16 protein-coding genes are annotated in these 20,696 nt (G+C 65.5%); 11 read left to right on the plus strand and 5 right to left on the minus strand.

Annotated features, from left to right (window positions below):
* Positions 1-13: 13 nt before the first annotated feature.
* Positions 14-3,331: a DEAD/DEAH box helicase gene (locus tag J3U95_RS03775; RefSeq protein WP_208277322.1), complete on the plus strand. Its 3,318-nt coding sequence runs from the start codon at positions 14-16 to the stop codon at positions 3,329-3,331.
* Here the strand turns inward: J3U95_RS03775 and J3U95_RS03780 are convergent.
* The 3 genes from J3U95_RS03780 to J3U95_RS03790 all read right to left on the minus strand — a co-directional run bounded on the left by J3U95_RS03780 (position 3,312) and on the right by J3U95_RS03790 (position 5,763).
* Positions 3,312-3,854: a hypothetical protein gene (locus J3U95_RS03780; protein ID WP_208277323.1), complete on the minus strand. Its 543-nt coding sequence runs from the start codon at positions 3,852-3,854 to the stop codon at positions 3,312-3,314. The genes J3U95_RS03775 and J3U95_RS03780 overlap by 20 nt on opposite strands.
* Positions 3,855-3,931: 77 nt before the next feature.
* A complete protein-coding gene (locus tag J3U95_RS03785; RefSeq protein ID WP_208277324.1) occupies positions 3,932-4,438 on the minus strand; it encodes a host attachment protein in 507 nt (168 codons plus the stop codon).
* 422 nt (positions 4,439-4,860) lie between these two features.
* On the minus strand, positions 4,861-5,763 hold the full coding sequence (locus J3U95_RS03790; RefSeq protein ID WP_208277325.1) for a PEP-CTERM sorting domain-containing protein: 903 nt from the start codon (positions 5,761-5,763) through the stop codon (positions 4,861-4,863).
* Between the two features lie 123 nt (positions 5,764-5,886).
* Here J3U95_RS03790 and J3U95_RS03795 point away from each other — a divergent pair, with 123 nt between their 5' ends.
* The 10 genes from J3U95_RS03795 (at position 5,887) to J3U95_RS03840 (ending at position 18,300) form a co-directional block, all read left to right on the plus strand.
* Positions 5,887-6,426 (plus strand): hypothetical protein, encoded by a 540-nt coding sequence (locus J3U95_RS03795; protein ID WP_208277326.1) that lies wholly within the window; start codon positions 5,887-5,889, stop codon positions 6,424-6,426.
* A 136-nt stretch (positions 6,427-6,562) separates the two neighbouring features.
* Positions 6,563-8,815: an alpha,alpha-trehalose-phosphate synthase (UDP-forming) gene (locus J3U95_RS03800; protein WP_208277327.1), complete on the plus strand. Its 2,253-nt coding sequence runs from the start codon at positions 6,563-6,565 to the stop codon at positions 8,813-8,815.
* The gene (gene otsB, locus J3U95_RS03805; protein WP_208277328.1) at positions 8,812-9,600 is read left to right on the plus strand and encodes a trehalose-phosphatase; all 789 of its coding nucleotides are present in this window, start codon (positions 8,812-8,814) and stop codon (positions 9,598-9,600) included. The genes J3U95_RS03800 and otsB overlap by 4 nt, the downstream gene beginning before the upstream one ends.
* Entirely contained in the window at positions 9,597-11,423 is a 1,827-nt protein-coding gene (locus J3U95_RS03810; RefSeq protein WP_208277329.1) for a glycoside hydrolase family 15 protein, read from the plus strand. Before otsB ends, J3U95_RS03810 begins: the two co-directional genes overlap by 4 nt.
* 315 nt (positions 11,424-11,738) lie before the next feature.
* Positions 11,739-12,875: a non-hydrolyzing UDP-N-acetylglucosamine 2-epimerase gene (wecB, locus tag J3U95_RS03815; protein ID WP_177185498.1), complete on the plus strand. Its 1,137-nt coding sequence runs from the start codon at positions 11,739-11,741 to the stop codon at positions 12,873-12,875.
* Positions 12,859-14,139, plus strand: a complete 1,281-nt coding sequence (gene wecC, locus J3U95_RS03820) for a UDP-N-acetyl-D-mannosamine dehydrogenase (RefSeq protein WP_208277330.1) — start codon at positions 12,859-12,861, stop codon at positions 14,137-14,139. The genes wecB and wecC overlap by 17 nt, the downstream gene beginning before the upstream one ends.
* Positions 14,140-14,160: 21 nt before the next feature.
* Positions 14,161-15,372, plus strand: coding sequence for a TIGR04063 family PEP-CTERM/XrtA system glycosyltransferase (locus J3U95_RS03825; RefSeq protein WP_208277331.1), 1,212 nt, complete (start codon positions 14,161-14,163; stop codon positions 15,370-15,372).
* Positions 15,372-16,544 (plus strand): glycosyltransferase family 4 protein, encoded by a 1,173-nt coding sequence (locus tag J3U95_RS03830; protein WP_208277332.1) that lies wholly within the window; start codon positions 15,372-15,374, stop codon positions 16,542-16,544. The genes J3U95_RS03825 and J3U95_RS03830 overlap by 1 nt, the downstream gene beginning before the upstream one ends.
* A 78-nt stretch (positions 16,545-16,622) precedes the next feature.
* Positions 16,623-17,840: an MGDG synthase family glycosyltransferase gene (locus tag J3U95_RS03835; RefSeq protein WP_229519619.1), complete on the plus strand. Its 1,218-nt coding sequence runs from the start codon at positions 16,623-16,625 to the stop codon at positions 17,838-17,840.
* Positions 17,833-18,300 (plus strand): hypothetical protein, encoded by a 468-nt coding sequence (locus J3U95_RS03840; RefSeq protein ID WP_147936825.1) that lies wholly within the window; start codon positions 17,833-17,835, stop codon positions 18,298-18,300. Before J3U95_RS03835 ends, J3U95_RS03840 begins: the two co-directional genes overlap by 8 nt.
* On the opposite strand, the gene J3U95_RS03845 is transcribed toward J3U95_RS03840, so the two are convergent.
* The gene (locus J3U95_RS03845) at positions 18,249-18,989 is read right to left on the minus strand and encodes an HAD family hydrolase (RefSeq protein WP_123068536.1); all 741 of its coding nucleotides are present in this window, start codon (positions 18,987-18,989) and stop codon (positions 18,249-18,251) included. The two genes, J3U95_RS03840 and J3U95_RS03845, sit on opposite strands and share 52 nt — an antisense overlap.
* A gap of 156 nt (positions 18,990-19,145) precedes the next feature.
* Positions 19,146-20,666: a M48 family metallopeptidase gene (locus J3U95_RS03850; RefSeq protein ID WP_208277333.1), complete on the minus strand. Its 1,521-nt coding sequence runs from the start codon at positions 20,664-20,666 to the stop codon at positions 19,146-19,148.
* Between the last annotated feature and the right edge of the window lie 30 nt (positions 20,667-20,696).

The following is a 20,696-nucleotide window of genomic DNA, read 5'->3' on the forward strand; positions in this document are numbered from 1 at the left end:
CGCCTCGCCGCCCATGTACTACGACCATGCCGACCTGACACGCAACTTCGACGCCGGGACCTTGCAGCGCGGAGAAGACTACGCGCGCAAGGGCAAGGTGCGTAGCGCGCGCCGCGATGACGACAAGCTGATCGGCGAAGTCGGCGGCAGCGGCGGCGAACTGTACCGCCAGACCATCCGCTTCAAGTCGGGCCGCGGCGGCATCGATTTCCAGGGCAGTTGCAGCTGTCCCATGAGCTACAACTGCAAGCACGTGGTGGCGGTGCTGCTGGCCGAGCTCGAACGCTACCGGCGCGAGATGGCGCAGTCGCCGGCGGCCGTTGCGGCGCGCGCCGAAGAGTGGCTGCAGCAGATGGCACGGCTGTCGCAGGCAGCCCCGGCGAAAGCCGCGGCAAGCGAAGGCGCTTCCTTCAAGCTGGCCTGGGTGCTCACCCCGGATCCGGCCGGCGGCGCGCCGCGCTTGCACCTGCGCCGCGCGCGCCTGCGCAGGAACGGCGACATCAGCGGCACCACACCGATCCACGACGTCCATGCCTTGCTGCGCGCGCTGCCGGCGTCGCGCGATCCTGGCGACGAAGAACTGCTGCGCCAGTTTGCAGCGCTGCAGGCGGGCGGCCTGGTTGCGAGCGACGCCGCCGCGTCGGGGGCGGTTGGCGCACGCCTGGTAACGCGCCTGTGCACCGAGGAACGGCTGCTGCTGGCATGGTCCGACGATGACCTGCGGCGCAACAAGTTCTATTACCTGCGACCCGGTCCGCGCCGCGAGGCCACGCTCGGCTGGCGTTCGCTTTTCGGCGACGACTCCGTCCTGCTCGACTGGTTCTGCCGGGATATCGATACCCCGATCGGCGTGCTGCCGACCGATCCGCCCCTGTACGTGCATGACTACATGCTCGGCGAGCTTGCGCTGCCCAACGCCCTGGCGGCGCTGCCGCCGACATCCCTGCTGAACCTGGTCGCCCAGGCGCCGCGCCTGCAGCCCGAGCAGCGCGCCGGCATGGCCGCGCGCCTGGCCGAGCTGGGGCTGGAACGCCTCGTGCCGCCGCCGCAGGCAATCGAGACCCGGGTGCGCAAGGATATCGTCCCGATGCCCTGCCTGCTGCTCGACAGCATGGACGTCGGCTGGGGCCGCAACGAGGACTGGCATGACCATGCGCTGCCGTATTTCGAGTACGACGGCTATTCCACCGAAGGCTTCGACGAGCCGGTGTTGCGCTCGGTCGAGGACGGCGTGGTCCAGCTCATCGAGCGCGACCTTGCCGCCGAGGCTGCGGCCATGGCCTTGCTTACTGGAATCGGCTTCCATGCACCGCCGGCCGGCTCGCCCCTCGAAGACTTGCCGGGCGTGCTCACTCTGGCCGACGACGCCGCCTGGCTTGCGTTCGCGCAGCGCGATGTACCGCGCCTGCGCGCCGCAGGCTGGCAGATCGACATGGAAGACGATTACCGCTTCGACCTGGCCGAGGTCGACGACTGGTACGCCGAACTCGACGAAGAAGGCGAGGGCGGCAACGCCTGGTTCTCGCTGGAGCTGGGCATCGTCGTCGGCGGTGAGCGCCATGCCGTGCTGCCGCTGCTGGTGCAGATGGTGCGCGCCGCGCCGCACGACTTCTCTGCGTCGGCGCTGGCCGCGCGCGGCGACGAGGAAGACCTGCTGGTCGAGCTGGACACCTTCGAGCGCGTGGCCCTGCCGTGGGGCCGCGTCAAGCCGATTCTGACCACCCTGGGCGAGCTGTATTTCGGCGAGCGTCTGGGCAAAGGGGTGCGCCTGCCGGCCATGGATGCGGCGCGCCTGGCCGAACTGGAACGCGCCGCGCGGCTGCGCTGGATCGGCGGCGAGCGGCTGCGCGAACTGGGCCGCAAGCTCGACAGTTTCGGCGGCATCCAGGCCGTCGCGCCGCCGGCGGGCTTGCAGGCCGCCTTGCGGCCCTACCAACTGGGCGGCCTGGCCTGGCTGCAGTTCCTGCGTGAATACGGCTTCGGCGGCATCCTGGCCGACGATATGGGGCTGGGTAAAACCATCCAGACGCTGGCCCACATCCTGCTCGAGAAAGAGGCTGGCCGCCTCGATGCGCCGGCCCTGGTCGTGGCGCCGACCAGCCTGATGCCGAACTGGCAGGCCGAAGCCGCGCGCTTCGCGCCCGGCCTGCGGGTGCTGCTCCTGCACGGCAAGGAACGCGCCGCGCAGTTCGACGCCATCGGCGAGCACGACCTGGTGCTGACCACCTATGCCTTGCTGGGCCGCGACGAGGATGCGCTGCGCCGGCACCGCTACCACCTGCTGATCCTGGACGAAGCGCAGTACATCAAGAACAGCCGCACCAAGGCCGCGCAGACCGCGCGCCTGCTCGATGCGCGCCATCGCCTGTGCCTGACCGGCACGCCGGTGCAGAATCACCTGGGCGAGCTGTGGTCGCAGTTCAACTTCCTGATGCCGGGCTTGCTGGGCAACGAAAAATCCTTCAAGGCCGATTACCGCAAGCCGATCGAGAAGGGCGGCGACGTGCAGCGCAAGGATTTCCTGGCGCGCCGCGTCAAACCCTTCATGCTGCGCCGGACCAAGGACAAGGTGGCCAAAGAACTGCCGCCCAAGACCGAGATCGTGCTGCCGGTCGAGCTGGGCAGCGCGCAGCGCGACCTGTACGAGACGGTGCGGGTGGCGATGGACCGCAAGGTGCGGGCCGAGATCGACCGCAAGGGCCTGGCGCGCAGCCACATCGTGATCCTCGAGGCACTGCTCAAGCTGCGCCAGGTGTGCTGCGATCCACGCCTGATCGAACCAATGAGCGCGACCGCCTCGGCCAAGCTCGATACGCTGATGGAGCTGCTCGATACCTTGAGCAGCGAAGGCCGCAAGGTGCTGGTGTTCTCGCAGTTCACCAGCATGCTGGCCCTGGTCGGCGCGGCATTGCGCGAGCGCGGCACCGATTTCGTCGAGCTCACCGGCAGTACGCTCGACCGCGCCGCCCCGGTCGCCGCCTTCCAGCAGGGGCAGGTCGGGGTGTTCCTGATCAGCCTGAAGGCCGGCGGAGTGGGGCTGAACCTGACGGCGGCCGACACCGTCATTCATTACGACCCGTGGTGGAACCCGGCCACCGAAAAACAGGCCACCGACCGCGCCTGGCGCATCGGCCAGCAGCAGCCGGTCTTCGTCTACAAGCTGATCGCGCGCGGAACGCTGGAAGAGAAAATCCAGGAACTGCAGCGCCGCAAGGGCGAGCTGGCGGATGCGGTGCTGGTCAACGAGGAGGAAACCGAGCTGGCGCCGGGACTGCAGGCGGACGACCTGCGCGCCATCTTCTCCCTGGAATCTAGTCCTGCACCACGCTGACGCGCGCGAAGCGCAGGTTCTCGAACACCTTGATGCGGCCCGTCAGCGGCCACCAGTCGTACAGGAAGATCTGGGCCGGCCGCCACATCGCCACCCAGCCGATGATGGTCAGGCTTTCGCGCGCGATCCTGGCGAAGTGACCGCTGGAAAACGTCTCGATGGCGGCCGCCAGCAACAGGCAGCTGACGACGAAGGCCACGCCGATCGCCAGGCTGATGCGGCCCTGGCGCAGCAGTTGCTTCAGCTCGCCGCGCACCAGCTCCACCTTGTAGCCATAATAGTTGTGGATCGCATCCGCGACCATGTCGCCGGCCTGTCCCACCGGCGGCAGCTGCGCGACGTGGATGTTCAGGTGCAGCAGGCTGGCGGGCGGCAGCGACAGCGCCCAGTTCTCGATATACGCCTCGCAGGCGTGGTCGAGGTCCTTGTTCAGGAAGGGCGCCGGATCGAGCGAGTTGAACAGCTGCTGCAGCTCGCGCACGCGCAGCTCGAGGGTGTGGGTGGGTTGTTCACTGATGTGCATGCGGCAAGCGTACCGCAGGGCATGATGGCAGGCAACCAGGCCGGGCCCGTCGTCGGACAGGCCTGGCGGTGAAGGATTTACGCTGACTTGTCCTGATGCGCATCCAGCTGGGCGCGCAATTCCTGGCCGTTCGAGTGCGTATAGTCCTTGTTGACTTCGCGCTTGATCAGCGATTTGAGTTGCGGGTCGATGGTCGAACGGAGCACGCCCAGGAACTCGGGCGACGCCGACACCACCAGCTGCTGGAAGCGGCCGGCCTGGTGTGCCTGCTGCAGGTAGTTCGACACATCCTTGGCAAATTTCTGCGTCTCGTGTTCGGTCGGCGTGACGGCCGGCTGGTAATCGTTGCCCTGTGCGCCGGCAGGCGCGGCGTGCTGGAATCCGCCACCTTGTCCGCCGCCGATATTATGGCCGCTGTTCTGCGCGGAACGCGGGCTCATCTTGTCAGTGACGATGTCCAGCTCGCGCTGTTGCGCGGCAGGATTGACCAGGTCTTCGACCTCCTGCAAGGATGCCGCGTTATCGGCGTCGGAAAAGATGCGTGCACGGCCAGCATTGGCTGCGATCGTCCAGGTTGTTGGCATATTACCCCCTGTAAAAATGGTGTGATGGCAATCGCCCGCGACATCGTCCCGATAATGTTGAGCCAGGACTTCTGCATGGCGACAAGTGATGATTCAGTATAGCCCTGCGTGAAAATGCCCGGCGCACCGCCCTTTTCTGGCGTGCGCGTCTTGCACTGTCGAAACAAGGGCGAAATCAATTTCTTCGGGATGTGCAGTACCTAACTGACCACGCTGCTCGTGCCCGGCATCATGAACCCATCGACAACAAGCATCTGAGAGGAGTTCATCATGGGTAAGTATTTCATTGGTTGGCTGCTGGGTATTCCTGCTGTCGTGCTCGTCATCCTGTATTTCATCTTCGGTTGACACGTGTTGGTCGCACAAAAGAAAACGCCACCGTCCAGGTGGCGTTTTCTTTTGTGCGTCCGGATTTTCAAGCGTCAGGGCAGGGCCGGTTCCCGGACTTTTTCAGAAGCCAGCTGTTCCGCAGCAATGCCTTGCAGGGCGGCAGCGGTACGCGCGTCGATGCCGATCTCGCGTGCGATCGCATCGCCGGCGCCGAGCGAGCGCGGATCGCGTCCGGTCACGCTGCCGAAGATGGTCAGCGCCTCCAGATAATAGCCATGGGCGCTGCCGTGATAGGCGTCGTCTCCCCATAGATTGACCTGGCCGGCCGGTATGGCGCGGTAGGGATTGGCGGCGGCCACGCCGCCGGCGATCGCGCGGTTCCACGCTTCGCCAACCGGGATCACGCCGCTGATGAAGCGCGATGCAGCATGGGCCGCATCATGGCCGCGACGAACGTCCAGCGCCATCTGCGCGATCGGCTTGCCGTACCAGGTGCCGTTCGCCAGCCAGGCCTGGTCGGCGCGCGACCATGTCGCATTCAAGCGTACGTCGACCTGCGGGTTCTGCTGGTGGAATGCCTGGGCCAGCAGGCCGCTGTAATGGATCAGTTTTGCGGGATCGCCGGGCGCGTCCTGGTCCAGCGTGCTATAACCTTGCAGCAGCACGATATCCCACGGTTTCACGATGACGCCGTGGCGGTGTTTGTAATGAAAATCGAGGCCGGCGCCGCCTTCCGTCTCCAGGCTCACTTCGTAGTCCAGTCCCGCCTGTTCCGTCATCGCCTTGAACAGCGCCGGCACGCCGCCGATCGTCGTGCCGTTGAGGTCGGTTACCGTGTGCGGGCGGAAGCCATTCACCGCCGGCGCGCCGGCGCCGTAGGTGAAGCTGTTGCCAACGAAGAGGATGGTGGTGGCGCAGGCCAGCGGCGAAAGACTCATTGCGGAGATGGCGAAGAGCAGGGCGCCGGTGCGGCGCACGGTAAGGGAAACGGACATCGTGATCCTATCTTGCATGTGGGGAATGCCAGTGTGCAAGGAATATAAGCGAGGAAGCAAGCAGGATTTTTGCAAGTACTGCCGTGTTACTCTTGCTATTCGTTCAATAACAACCGGAATCCAATGAAAGCCATCCTCCCCGTCATTGCTGCCGCCACCCTGATCGCCGGCTGCGCCGCTACCCCGTCGCCAGCCGACTCGCGCGATCAGTTCATGGCCACCTTGCAGGGCATGTGCGGCCAGCGCTTCGAAGGTGCGCAATCGTATGCGGTCGACCCGAACAACGAGTTCGCCGGCAAGAAGATCTCGACCCGGGTCGATTGCAGCCCGACCGAGATCCGCATGCCGGTGCAGGTCGGCGAAGACCGTTCGCGCACCTGGATCTTCACCCGCCCGCAGGCCGGGCTGGAACTGCGCCACGATCACCGCTATCCCGACGGCAAGCCGCACAAGGTCACGATGTATGGCGGCATGGCGAAGGAGGGCGGCACCGCGCGCTCGCAGGCTTTCCTGGCCGACAAATACACCGCCGACCTCGTGCCGGGCGCGGAAACGAATATCTGGACGGTCACCCTCAGCGAGGATGGCAAGACCCTGACCTATCGCCTGGAGCGCCACGCCAAGCCGCGTGCCGAATTCGTGCTGCAACGGGTGCCGAGTTAAACCGCAGGGGCGCCCATGGGCGCCCCTTCCGCCGGTCTGGGCCACTTATGTTGCGGTGCGCAACGTTGCGACGTGAAAATTTGCAAATAGCTATACTCAAATGGTCGGCGACGTCGTCCCATCTTGAAGGAGCTTCATGCGGTTCAGATCGGTACAACTATCCATGCGCTTCATCGTCCCGCTGGCCCTGGTGCTGGCGCTGTTCGGTTATTTCGCGATTCCATGGATGGAAAATCTCACCGTACGCTGGTTCGTACGGGACCTCGATACGCGTTCCCAACTGGTATCGAGCACGCTGCAACAGCCGCTGCTCAACTACCTTGAGGACAATGATTCCGCGCGCATCAACGACGCGTTCAGCCGTGCGATCCAGGACGAGCGCCTGTATGCGCTCGCCTTCTGCGATCCCGGCGGAACCCTGCGCTACAAGACCGATACCTATCCGGAATCCCTCGGCTGCCGCCAGGGCGCGGACGGCGAGGATGCCAATCCCGTCGTGCGCCTGCCGCGCGGGCCTGTCCATGTCTCGAGCCGCGAGCTGACCCAGGACGGCATCTCCGCCGGCCGCCTGATCCTGGTGCAGGACATGAGTTTCATCGAGCGGCGCAGCGAAGACACCAAGAAATACATCGTCGGGCTGTTCGTCGTGCTGGCGGGCGCCATCTCCCTGATCACCGTGCTGATCGCGCACCTGAGCTGGCACGGCTGGCTCAATGGCGTGCGCGAGATGCTGCGCGGCGAGCTGTCGCCGCGCGCGTCGAAGGACATGCCGCCGGAAATCGCGCCGCTGGCCAGCGAATTGCGCGCACTGCTCAACGAATACAACCGCGAGCTGCAGGGCAGCGGCGTCGAATCCCAGACCTGGGGCGCCGACACGCTCAAGACCTTGCTGAACCAGGACCTGGCGGGCGACGAGATCCTGGTGGTCTCGAACCGCGAGCCGTATATCCACGTAAACACGCCGAATGGCGTCAAGGTGCAGCGCCCGGCCAGCGGCCTGGTGACCGCGGTCGAGGCGGTGATGCGCGCCTGCTCCGGCACCTGGATCGCGCACGGCGCCGGCTCGGCCGACCGCGACACGGTCGACGCCAACGACCATGTGCGCGTGCCGCCCGAGAACCCGAGCTATACCTTGCGCCGCGTCTGGCTGTCGAAGGAAGAAGAGCAGGGCTATTACTACGGTTTCGCCAACGAGGGCCTGTGGCCGTTGTGCCATATCGCTCACGTGCGGCCGGTGTTCCGTTCGTCCGACTGGGCCGAATACGTCCGGGTCAACCAGCGCTTCGCCGACGCCGTGATCGCCGAGGCGCGCTCCGACAACCCGGTGGTGCTGGTACAGGATTACCACTTCGCCTTGTTGCCGCGCATGGTGCGCGCGGTGCTGCCGAAGGCCACCATCATCACTTTCTGGCACATCCCCTGGCCGAATCCGGAATCGTTCGGCATCTGCCCGTGGCGTGAAGAAATCCTCGACGGCATGCTGGGCAGCACGATCCTCGGCTTCCACACGCCGTTCCACCGCAAGAACTTCCTCGACACGGTGGACCGCTACCTCGAGACCCGCATCGAGAACGAGGCCTCGACCGTCAGCTACGGCAACGAGCTGACCCAGGTGAAGCCGTATCCGATCTCGATCGCCTGGCCGCAGCCGGCCCCGGACGAATGCGACGTCGCCGCCTGCCGCGCCGAGATCCGCCAGGCGCTGTCGGTGCCGCCAGACCAGCTGCTGGGCATCGGCGTCGACCGCCTGGATTACACCAAGGGTATCGTCGAGCGCTTCCAGGCAGTCGAGCGCATGCTCGAACTGCATCCGGACATGGTCGGCAAGTTCACCTTTGTGCAGATCGCAGCGCCCACCCGGTCCTCGCTCGACGAATACCAGAACTTCGAAGCGCGGGTGCGCGCGCTGGCCCAGCGCATCAACCAGCGCTTTTCCAGCGGCAGCTACCTGCCCATCATCCTCAAGACCGAACACCATGAACAAGCACAATTGCGCACTTATTTCCGCGCTTCCGAGGTGTGCAGCGTGACCAGCCTGCACGATGGCATGAACCTGGTGGCCAAGGAATTCATCGCCTCACGCGACGACGAGCAGGGCGTGCTGATCCTGAGCCAGTTCACCGGCGCCGCCCGCGAGCTGCACGAGGCGCTGATCGTCAACCCGTATCACATCGAAGAGGGCGCCGAAGCGCTGTACCGCGCACTACGCATGCCGCAGGACGAGCAGCGCGAACGCATGCGCACCATGCGCGTGCGGGTGCGCGACTTCAACGTCTACCGCTGGGCCGGCCGCATGCTGCAGGACGCGGCGCGCCTGCGCCAGCGCGAGCGCGTGCGCTCCAGGATCAATTCGCTCAGCCAGAACCGGGTACGAAAGGGGGACGCATGAATGCAACCGTGCATCCGAACGAACAGATGAGTGCGCAGGAAGCGCTGGACCTGCTGGCCGCGCCCGATTGCGCACTATTCCTCGATTTCGACGGCACGCTGGTGGACATCGCGCCGCGCCCTGACCTGGTGGTCGTGACCCCCGAATTATTGTCCTCGCTCGCGGCGCTGCAAGCGCGGCTGGACGGCCGGCTGGCCATCGTCTCGGGCCGCCCCGTCGCCGAACTCGACCGGCTGCTGGCTCCCCTGGTCCTGCCGGCCGCGGGCGTGCACGGCATGGAGCGGCGCGGCTTCGACGGCGTGCTGCGCCAGCTGCCGGCGCCGGATTTTTCCACGGTGCGCACCCAGGCCCACACGCTGGCGGCGCGCCATCCCGGCCTGTGGGTCGAGGAAAAGCATGGCGCGCTGGCGCTGCACTATCGCCAGGCGCCGGAACTGCAGGCGCTGTGCGTCGAGACCATGGCGGACGCGGTGCGCAGCAGCCTGGGCCTGCTGCTCATGGAGGGCAAGATGATCGTCGAGATCAAGGCCGCCGGCGTCAGCAAGGGCACGGCGGTCCGCGACTTCCTGGCCGAGCCGCCGTTTCTTGGCCATCGCGCGCTGTTCATCGGCGACGACACCACCGACGAAGCCGGTTTCGATCACGTGGAACGCGTCGGCGGCATCGGCCTTAAGGTCGGGCCGGGGCCGACGGTGGCCAGCTGCCGCATCGCATCGAGCCAGGCGGTGCGCGATGCGCTGGCGCAGGCCGCCGCCACGTCAATCACAGGAAAGGATTCAGCATGAGTGATATTTCCCCACAGTGCACATCGACCGCAGTGCACGACGCGCCCGGCTCCCTCGATTGCGGCGTGGTCGGCAATTGCGCCTTCAGCGCCATGATCGACCGCATGGGTCGCGTGGTGTGGTCCTGCCTGCCGCGTTTCGACGGCGATCCGGTGTTCAACGCCCTGGTCGACCCGAGCGAGAACGGCAGCCTGTGGAGCATCGAGCTCGAGGACGTCGTGCGCAGCGAGCAAGCCTATGAGCCGAACACGGCGGTGTTGCGCACGCGCCTGTACGACGAGGCCGGCAACGGCATCGAAATCACCGATTTCGCGCCGCGCTTCCTGAGCCGCGACCGCATGTTCCGGCCCCTGATGCTGATCCGCCGCGTCAAGCCGCTCGGCGCCGGCGTGCGCGTGCGCATGAAGCTGCGGCCGCGCTTCGAGTATGGCGCGAAACAGCCCGAGATCACCCAGGGCAGCCACCACATCCGCTACGTCGGGCCGGACCAGACGCTGCGCCTGAACACCGACGCCTCGCTCAGCTACGTGCTGTCCGAATCGTTCTTCCTGCTCGACCGGCCGATGAATTTCATGCTGGGACCGGACGAGACCCTGGCCGACGGCATCAAGGATACCGCCCACCGCTTCGAGAAAGAGACGATCGGCTACTGGCGCACCTGGACGCGCCGCCTGGCGGTGCCGCTCGAATGGCAGGACGTCGTGATCCGCGCCGCGATCACCTTGAAACTGTCGCTGTTCGAAGACACCGGCGCCATCATCGCCGCCATGACCACCAGCATCCCGGAAGCTCCGGGCAGCGAGCGCAACTGGGATTACCGCTTCTGCTGGCTGCGCGACGCCTTCTTCGTGATCCGGGCCCTGAACAGCCTGTCCGAGGTCGGCACCATGGAAGACTACCTGCGCTGGCTGGGCAATGTGGTGGCGCGCGCCAAGGGCGGGCACATCCAGCCCTTGTACGGCATCGGCCTCGAGGAGCAGTTGCCCGAGTCGATCGTCGACCACCTGCCCGGCTACCGCAACCACCGTCCGGTGCGCGTCGGTAACCAGGCGCAAGAACACTTCCAGCACGATGTGTACGGCAATATCGTGCTCGGCGCGGCCCAGGCCTTCTTCGACCACCGTCTGTTCCGCCGCGCCGGGCTTCCCGAGTTCCGGCTGCTGGAGGCGGTGGGCGAGCAAGCCTTCCGCGTGTGGGCCGAGCCGGACGCCGGCATGTGGGAGCTGCGCACCCGGGCCCGCGTGCACACCTCCTCGGTGCTGATGAACTGGGCCGCCTGCGATCGCCTGGCCAAGATCGCCGACGTGCTGGAGTTGCCGGACCGCGCCGCCTTCTGGGCCGAGCGCGCCGAACTGATCCGCAACCGCCTGCTGGCGGAAGCCTGGAGCGAAGAGCGCCAGGCTTTCGCCGAAAGCCTGGGCGGGCGCGACCTGGACGCCAGCGTGCTCCTGATGGCCGAGATCAATTTCATCGACCCGAAAGATCCGCGCTTCGTCGCCACCGTCGACGCGCTGGAAAAATCGCTGTGCGATGGCCCTTATATGCGCCGCTACGAAGCGCCGGACGATTTCGGCGTGCCGGAGACCGCCTTCAATATCTGCACCTTCTGGCGCATCGACGCGCTGGCGCGCATCGGGCGCACGAAGGAAGCGCGCGAGGTGTTCGAGGCCATGCTGGCGGCGCGCAACCACCTCGGGCTGCTGTCGGAAGACACGCACCCGGTCACCGGTGAGATGTGGGGCAACTTCCCGCAGACCTATTCGATGGTCGGCCTGATCAATTGCGCCATGCGCCTGTCGAAATCGTGGAATAGTGTCGTCTAGCGGGGTATGGTCAAGTTGTCAATGACACAGCCGCTGTAAGGTTGTGTTATTGGCCACGAAAATCGCTTATTTTATTTCTAATGGATGCGGTAGTATCGCAGGTGTCTTTACGCCTGGAGGCCGCTTGCGGTGGGGCGGGAAGGGGGTGTTGGGCTTTCCGATAGGAACGCACGATTGAAATTCGCATCAGATTGCTTGATGTATAATTTCCTGGTCAAAAAATTATCCATCAGGAAACATAACGCCGTTGACATCCACTCAGAATGCGCACTGGTGTTTGCCGCCTCCGATCGTCTCACGACAGCAATCAATTAGATGACTATTAAAGTTCTCACCGTTTTCGGGACGCGACCGGAAGCAATCAAAATGGCTTCCGTGGTGCGCGTACTGTCCGAATCGCCCGACGTCGACGTCAAGGTCTGCGTGACCGCCCAGCACCGGCAAATGCTGGACCAGGTATTGAGCCTGTTTTCGCTGACGCCCGATTTCGACCTGAATCTGATGACCCCGGGCCAGGACCTCTCCGATATCACCTCGAAGGTGCTCACGGGCATGCGCGGCGTGCTGCGCGAGTGGCGTCCGGATGTCGTTTTTGTTCACGGCGATACTACCACGACTTTTGCGACCAGCCTCGCCGCGTATTACGAGCGGATACCGGTGGGCCATGTGGAAGCTGGTCTGCGTACCGGAAACATCTACTCGCCGTGGCCGGAAGAGGTCAATCGCTGCCTGACCGGCGTGATCGCCAGCCTGCATTTCGCCCCGACCGAGCACGCCCGGCAGAACCTGCTGAATGAAGGCGTGCCGGCGGCGAATATCTGCGTCACCGGTAATACCGTGGTGGATGCCTTGCTGGACGTCGTCCGGCGCCTGGAAACCGATACCCAGCTCAAGCGCGAGATGGAAGCCCAGTTCGATTTCCTGGACAGCAAGAAGAAGCTGATCCTGGTGACCGGTCACCGGCGCGAGAATTTCGGCGACGGCTTCGAGAACATCTGCCGCGCGCTGGATGAAGTCAGCCGCATGCCGGACGTCGAGGTGCTGTATCCGGTGCACCTGAATCCCAACGTGCAGGAACCGGTGCAACGTATCCTGAAGGGCAACCCGAACGTGCACCTGATCGATCCGGTGAGCTACCTGCCTTTCGTCTACCTGATGAACCGCGCGGCGATCCTGCTGACCGATTCCGGCGGCATCCAGGAAGAAGCGCCATCGCTCGGTAAACCAGTGCTCGTCATGCGCGACACCACCGAGCGTCCCGAAGCCGTGGCCGCCGGCACCGTGCGCCTGGTCGGCACCGGCATCGATTCCATCGTCGGCGGCATCCGCACGCTGCTGCAAGACCCGGCCGAATACGAGCGCATGAGTTCGGCCACCAATCCCTACGGCGACGGCACCGCCGCGACCCGCATCCTTAACTTTTTAAGAGAAAAACATGAGCAGCACCTTTGATACTATCTCGATGATCGGTCTGGGCTACATTGGTCTCCCAACCGCTGCAATGTTTGCATCCCGCAAGAAGAACGTCATCGGCGTCGATATCAACCAGGATGCGGTCGACACCATCAACAGCGGCCAGACCCATATCGTCGAACCCGACCTGGACATGATCGTCGCCGCGGCCGTCAACCAGGGCTACCTGAAGGCGTCCACCACGGTGCAGCCGGCCGACGCCTTCCTGATCGCCGTGCCGACGCCGTTCCGCGGCAACCACGAACCCGACGTCAGCTACGTCGAGGCGGCGGCGCGCTCGATCGCGCCGGTGCTCAAAAAAGGCGACCTGGTCATCCTCGAATCGACTTCGCCCGTGGGCACCACCGAAAGCCTGGCCAAATGGCTGGCCGAGGAGCGCCCCGACCTCAAGATCCCGCTGGGACCAAGCGACGAAGCCGACATCAATCTCGCCTACTGCCCCGAGCGCGTGTTGCCGGGCAAGGTGATCCACGAGCTGGTGTCGAACGACCGCATCATCGGCGGCATCACCAAGGCCTGCTCCGAGCGCGCCATCGCGCTGTACCAGACCTTCGTGCAGGGCGAGTGCATCGAGACCAACTCGCGCACGGCCGAGATGTGCAAGCTCACCGAGAATTCCTTCCGCGACGTGAACATCGCCTTCGCCAACGAACTGTCCGTTATCTGCGGCAAGCTCGGCATCGACGTGTGGGAACTGATCGCGCTGGCCAACCGCCATCCGCGCGTGAACGTGCTGCGTCCTGGTCCGGGCGTGGGCGGCCACTGCATCGCGGTCGACCCGTGGTTCATCGTGCACAGCGCGCCGGAACAGTCGAAGCTGATCAAGGCGGCGCGCGAAGTCAACGACTACAAGCCGCACTGGGTGCTGGACAAGGTCAAGGAAGAAGTCGAGAAATACCTGGCCGCGAACCCGGAGCGCAAGGAATCCGACGTCACGATCGCCTGCTTCGGCCTGGCCTTCAAACCCGACATCGACGACCTGCGCGAAAGCCCGGCGCTCGACATCGCCGCCGAGATCGCGAAATCGCACAGCAGCCGCGTGATCGTGGTCGAGCCGAACATCTCGGCACTGCCGGCCAGCCTCGACAAAGGCGAGCTGCGCACGCCGCAGGATGCGCTGGCGCGTTCGCAGATCGTCGTCATGCTGGTCAATCACAAGCCGTTCCTGTCGCTCAAGGAGTCGCTGTTCGCCGACAAGACGATCATCGACACCTGCGGCTACCTCAGCGCCACCGGCCGCTAACGCTCGTAAAAGGATTCCGTCATGCGTGTTCTCCACGTCCTGGATCATTCGATTCCGCTGCACAGCGGCTACACCTTCCGCACCCGATCGATCCTGCGCGAACAGCGCGCGCTGGGCTGGGAGACCTTTCATGTGACGGGCTCCAAGCAGAACTCGGGCGATATGCGCGAAGAAACGGTGGACGGCCTGCATTTCTACCGTACGGCGGTCGCGGACAGCCCGCTGGCCAAGCTGCCGGTGCTGAACCAGAAGCAGGTCATCGACGGCCTGGTGCGCCGCCTGTCCGAGATCATCCCGCAGATCAAGCCGGACGTGCTGCATGCGCACTCGCCGTCGCTCAATGCGATCGCGGCGCTCAAGGCCGGCAAGAAGTTCGGCATTCCCGTCGTGTATGAAGTACGCGCCTTCTGGGAAGACGCCGCGGTCGACCATGGCACCTCGACCGAGGGCGGCCTGCGCTACCGCCTGACGCGCGCGCTGGAAACCCATGCGCTCAGGCAGGCCGATGCCGTCACCACCATCTGCGAAGGCCTGCGCCGCGACATCGTGGCGCGCGGCATCCCGGCCGACAAGATCACGGTGATCCCGAACGCCGTCGACATCGACAAGTTCGCCGTCGGCGGCGTGGCCGACCAGGACCTCAAGACCAAGCTCGGCCTGCATGGCGCGCGCCTGATCGGCTTCATCGGCTCGTTCTATGCCTACGAGGGCCTGGACATCCTGCTGCGCGCGGTGCCGGCCTTGACCGCCGAGCGTCCCGACCTGCGCGTGCTGCTGGTCGGCGGCGGCCCGGAGGACGCGCGCCTGCGCCAGCTGGCCAAGGACTTGAACATCGTCGACAAGGTGGTGTTCACGGGCCGGGTGCCGCACGAGCAGGTGCAGATGTATTACGACCTGCTGGACGTGCTGGTGTATCCGCGCCTGTCGATGCGCCTGACCGACCTGGTCACGCCGCTCAAGCCGCTCGAGGCGATGGCCCAGGGCCGGGTGCTGGCGGCGTCCGACGTGGGCGGCCACCAGGAACTGATCGTCGACGGCAAGACCGGCGTGCTGTTCAAGGCCGACGATCCGCAGGCGCTGGCCGTCAAGGTCGGCGGCCTGATCGACGCCCAGGCCGAATGGCCGGCGCTGCGCGCGGCAGGCCGCCAGTTCGTGGAAAGCGAGCGCAACTGGAAAGCCAGCGTGGGCCGCTACAAGAGCATCTACGGCCGCCTGACCGGAGCCGCGGCCTGATGAAGATCCTGACGTTCAGCACGCTGTTCCCGAACAGCGAAAAGCCGGGCCACGGCATCTTTGTGGAAACCCGGCTGCGCCACCTGGTCGCCAGCGGCCAGGTCGAGGCGCGCGTGGTGGCGCCGGCGCCGTGGTTCCCTTCCAAAAATCCACGGTTCGGGCAGTATGCGCGCCAGGCCAAGGTCCCACGCCGCGAAGTCCGTCACGGCATCCAGGTCGAGCATCCACCCTACCTGGTGGTGCCGAAGATCGGCATGAACGTGGCGCCGGCGCTGCTGTTCCAGTCGGCCAAGGGCACGATCGGGCGCATGATCGACGAAGGCTACGATTTCGACCTGATCGACGCCCATTATTTTTATCCGGACGGCGTCGCGGCGGCCATGCTGGCGCGCTACTTCAACAAGCCTTTCGTGATCACGGCGCGCGGTTCGGACATTACGCTGTTCCCCAAATTCGCGCTGCCGCGCAAGATGATCCACTGGGCCGCCAGCCGCGCCGACGGCATCATCACGGTGGCCAATGCGCTGCGCGACGAGGTGATTGGCCTGGGCATCGATCCGGCGCGCGTCGTCTCCCTGCGCAATGGCGTCGACCTGCAGCTGTTCCGCCCGCCGGAGCAGCGAGAAGAAACACCGTTCACCCTGATCACGGTCGGCCACCTGGTGCCGGTCAAGGCCCAGGAATTGAGCATCGGCGCCTTGCCCATGTTGCCGGGCGTGCGCCTGGTGATCGCCGGCGAAGGCCCGAACCGGGGCATGCTCGAAAATCTCGTGCGTGAGCTGAAGCTGGAAGACCGCGTCACCTTCCTGGGCGCCGTCTCGCAGCAGGAGTTGCGCGTCCAGTACGGCAAGGCCGATGCGATGGTGCTGTCGTCCAGCCGCGAAGGCTGGGCCAATGTGCTGCTCGAATCGATGGCCTGCGGCACCCCCGTGGTGGCCAGCCGCGTGTATGGCACGCCCGAAGTGGTGGCGGCGCCGGAGGCGGGTGTGCTGATTAACGAGCGTACCTCCGAGGGCGTGGCCGAAGGCGTCAAGCGCCTGCGCGCCAACTACCCCGACCGCGCCGCCGTGCGCCGCTATGCCGAAGGCTTCAGCTGGGACGACACCACCGCCGGCCAACTGCGGCTGTTCCGCTCCATCCTCAAGCAGGGCGAATCGCTGGCCCTCGCGTAAAGGTGCACCCCGCCGTCATGGGCGGGTCATATTTCGCGATTACATTCGCCTGCATACCGTGACCCGAGGGGCGTGTGCATGAGGCAGGGCGACTTTCAACAAGGCATTGCTGGGAAAAAGATCCTCTTGCTCAGCGTGCCCGCCGGCGCCGGCCATACCCGGGTCGCCGAGGCCATCCGTTCTCGCGCAGCCGCCGACTACGGCGACGTCAAGGTGATCCACCTGGACGCGATGGCCTTCGCCGCGCCGCGCCTGCGCAAGGTCTACACCGATTTTTATCTGCTCCTGATCGGCCGCATGCCGGGGCTGTGGCGCCACGTATACCGGCTGACCGACGAGGCCAATCCGGACGGCTGGTGCAACCGCCTGCGGCGCTGGGTCGAGCGGCGCGATTGCCGCCTGCTGGCCGACGAGATCGCCGCGCTGGCGCCGGACGCCATCGTTTGCACACATTTCCAGCCGGCCGAGATCCTGTCGGAGAGAATCGCGGCCGGCAAGCTGGCCTGCCCGGTCTGGGTGCAGGTAACCGACTTCGACCTGCACCGCATGTGGCTCCATCCGCACGTCGCCGGCTATTTCGCCGCCAACGACGAGGTGGCGTTCCGGATGCGCGAGCGGGGCATCCCGGCGCATGCGGTCCACGTGGCCGGCATTCCGACCATGCCGGCGTTCTCCCAGGCGCAGAACCGTGAAGAATGCGCCCGCGAGCTCGGCCTCGATCCCGCGCTGACGACCTTGTTGCTGATGGGGGGCGGCGCCGGGCTGGGCGGCTTGAGCCGGGTGGCGGAAAAACTCCTGGGCATCCCCGGCGACTTCCAGCTGATCGCCCTGGCCGGCAAGAACGCTGCCGAGCTGGCAGCCTTGCAGCGTCTTGCGGTGCGCTATCCAGGCCGGCTGGCGCCGCAAGGATTTACCGACCGCGTCGAGCGCCTGATGGCCTGCGCCGACCTGGTGGTGACCAAGCCGGGCGGCGCCACCAGCGCCGAATGCCTGGCGATGGGGCTGCCGATGATCGTGAATGCGCCGATCCCGGGGCAGGAAGAACACAACGCGAACTACCTGCTCGAGCAGGGGGCGGCGCTCAAGGCATCCGACCTGTCCACCCTCGAATACCGGGTGCGCCACCTGCTGGCGCATCCCGAACGGCTGCAGGCCATGGCCGCCCGTGCAAGGGCGCTGGGCCGGCCGCACGCCGCCATGCAGGTGCTGGAAACCGTGCTGGGGCAGTCGGCGCCACAGTGCAAACCGCGGTGTGAACCGCAGTGTAATCGTCTACGTGAAGAGGCTTATGGTTGAATTGTCGGATGGAGGCAGGGTCGTATCGATGGTGGGTGCGGTACTGGTGGCGGCCTACCTGTTCGCGCGGGTGGAAGTGGAAATCGAAGGCGATGCCGGGTGGGCGGCGAACCTGCCGACCTGGCGCATCGAGCAGCATCCGCTGCTCGACATCTTCATGGGCGGGCGCGCGCTGACCGGCTACCACCTGTGGATGTTCGCCTTCATCGGCCTGATCTTCCACTTCCCGCTGTTCTTCATGGGCCAGTGGTCGTGGAAGCTCGAAGCCAGCGTGGCGGCCTCGATCATGCTGTTCTGGATCGTCGAGGACTACCTGTGGTTCGTCATCAATCCGGCCTTCGGCTGGCGCCGCTTCAAGCAGGAACTCGTGCCCTGGCATAAGCACTGGGCATTCGGCGCGCCGGTCGACTACTGGATATTCGGCGCCATCAGCCTGCTGCTGTTCTGGTACGGCGCCTGAGCCAGCACGCCCAGGTCGAGCGCGTGCCGGATCCGGCAGCACAGCTCGGCCGAGCTGCGTGAGATCAGCTCGTGCGGGATCTCGAACTTGGTCGTCAGCCGGTCGTGGCATTCGAAGCCGTAGGAGACCATGAACGGGTGCATGCCGGTGCTGACCGCCGCCATGAAGTCCTTGTGCTCGTCGCCGCAGATGAAGGCGCGCGCCGGGTTGACGCCGAACTGTTCGCGCGTGGCGCGGAACTGGGCGGTCTTGGTCTCCTTGAGGGGAATGTGGACCAGGAAGTCGAGTTCGGCGATGTCGATGTCGTGGCGCAGGAACAGCTGGCGCAGGGTTTCCAGCGGTTCGATCGTGACGTTGCGCGTGACGATGCCGACCGTGATGTCGGGCGCGGCGATCAGCTCGCGGATCAGGTCGGCGATGCCGTCATAGAGCCGGGCTTCCTGCCGGTAGATGCCGGTGAGGGTGTCGATCAGCTGGGCGCGGCTGTTCTTGCGCAGGTTCTTGCGGATGATCGACGGGAATTCCTTCAGGCCGCCCATGTACTTGAGCAGCTTGTGCCGTTTCTGGAACCGGGTCTCGTCGCCGATCACCAGGCCGTGGTGGGAGAAGGCTGCTTCGATGGCGGAGAAGGCATCGATGGTGGTGCCGTCCGCATCGAGGATCAAGAGCTTCTTGTCGCTTTTGTACATGATGTCTTCGCACCCGGGTAGCGTTGGCCGGTCCGGCGTGAACACATGCCGGAGCTCACTTTTGACCATCATCCGCCTGCGTAATGACAGGCGTGTGACAAAAGGGGGCCGACTGCCTGCGGCGAGAAAAATCGCGCAGAAAAGCAACGCGTCCGGTCAGGCCGGCGCAGTGTCCAGTACCGAGTCCACCCAAGCCTGGGCGCGCTCTTCGCCGTGAAGATCCGCTAGGTAAGCGAAACCGGTGTGCAGGGCCTCGTCGGCCAGGCGGCGGTCATGGCGGGCGGCGGTGGCCAGGTAATCGAGACCGTCGCGATTGCGTTCATCGAGCAGGAGCTTGCCGTAGACGCAGGACGCCAGCGGAAACGGTCCGCCCGGCCGCCGCAACAGGTGTTCGAGTACCGGCTTGGCGGCCTGCGCCGATTCGAATTCGGACTTCAGGCGCGCCAGTTCCTGCAGTTCCTGTGGCTGCAAGGCCGCCAGGGGCTGGCTGGCCAGCTCGTACAGGCGCGCCTGCGAGCGCGTGACGTGGCGGTGACGCTCGCTCCAGCCTTTCGACTGCGCCAGCCACCATGCCTGGTCGAACTCGGCCGCCAGGCGCTCTCCGAGCGGCCCCAGCAGGGCTGCCGCCGCATGCCGCTGCAGGGGCGCGGGCAACGATGGCTGCTGGCCCAATGCATCGAGGCGGTCGCGCAGGCAGGGATGGGTGTCGGCGACGCCGGATTCTTCGCGCAGGGCACTGCGCAAACCGGCCGGGCTGGCCCATTCGTCGTGGCTCATGCGGAATGCCGTCGCCATCGCCCGGTAGGGGAGGATGGTGGGACGGATGCGGGTATCGGCCTGCCGGTACAGCGTCGGCCAGAAATCCTGGCCCAGCCATTGGGCCAGCAGCCGGATGCGGACCAGGCCGGATGCCGCAGCCTGTGCGCTGGTGACGCCGGCGCCGGCGCGGTCGGCCTCGTATTCCATCTGGCGTCCCAGCACGAAGGTATAGCCGTAGAAATAGGGTGCGAAGGCGCGCATGGCCTTCGCCATCGCCCAGTGCCAGACGGTGGCGTCGGCGTCGGCCTCGATGCGGGACGCGACTTCCTCGAAAATCCGGCGCTGGCGATAGATCCATCCGGTGTGACGGCCGTGTTCTCCGCACAGGTGGCCGATTTCGTGGCCGATGACCGCGAGCATTTCCGACGTGCTCAATCCATGCATGAGGGGAAGGCCGAGGACGAGATAGTTGACGCTCGGTCCGACCAGGCCCCAGCGCGGCCGCTGCACGATGCAGGCGTTGAAGTCGTCGTCGACCAGGACGTGGTGGATCGGCGGCCCGCCGAGCTTGGCGCGCATCTTGTCGAGCAGGTCGAACAGCATGGGCGCCTCCGCGCGCGTGACATGCCGGCCCTCCGGTGGCGCCCAGCGTGTGAACAGGGCGCGCAGCGTCACCCAGAATATTGGCAGCGTCATCAGGGCGAGCAGGCCGGCGAACACTACCGCCCGCGTCATGCCGGGTTCGTGCGCATGGGCGACCGCCCAGGCCGTGACCAGCACGACGAAGAGCAGCATCGCCACCAGGAACACGTAGCCGGCGATGCTGATCAGGAAGACCTTGAGACGGAATGCGCGCGGGACATTGGCGGCTTCCGTCTCCAGGCGGGTCACCAGCCAGCCGAACTCCTCGTCATTCACGCGCGTGCTCCATCGATGGGCAAAGAATGA

This window comes from Massilia oculi, from assembly GCF_017582745.1.
GTDB classification, from domain to species: Bacteria; Pseudomonadota; Gammaproteobacteria; order Burkholderiales; family Burkholderiaceae_D; genus Telluria; species Telluria oculi_A.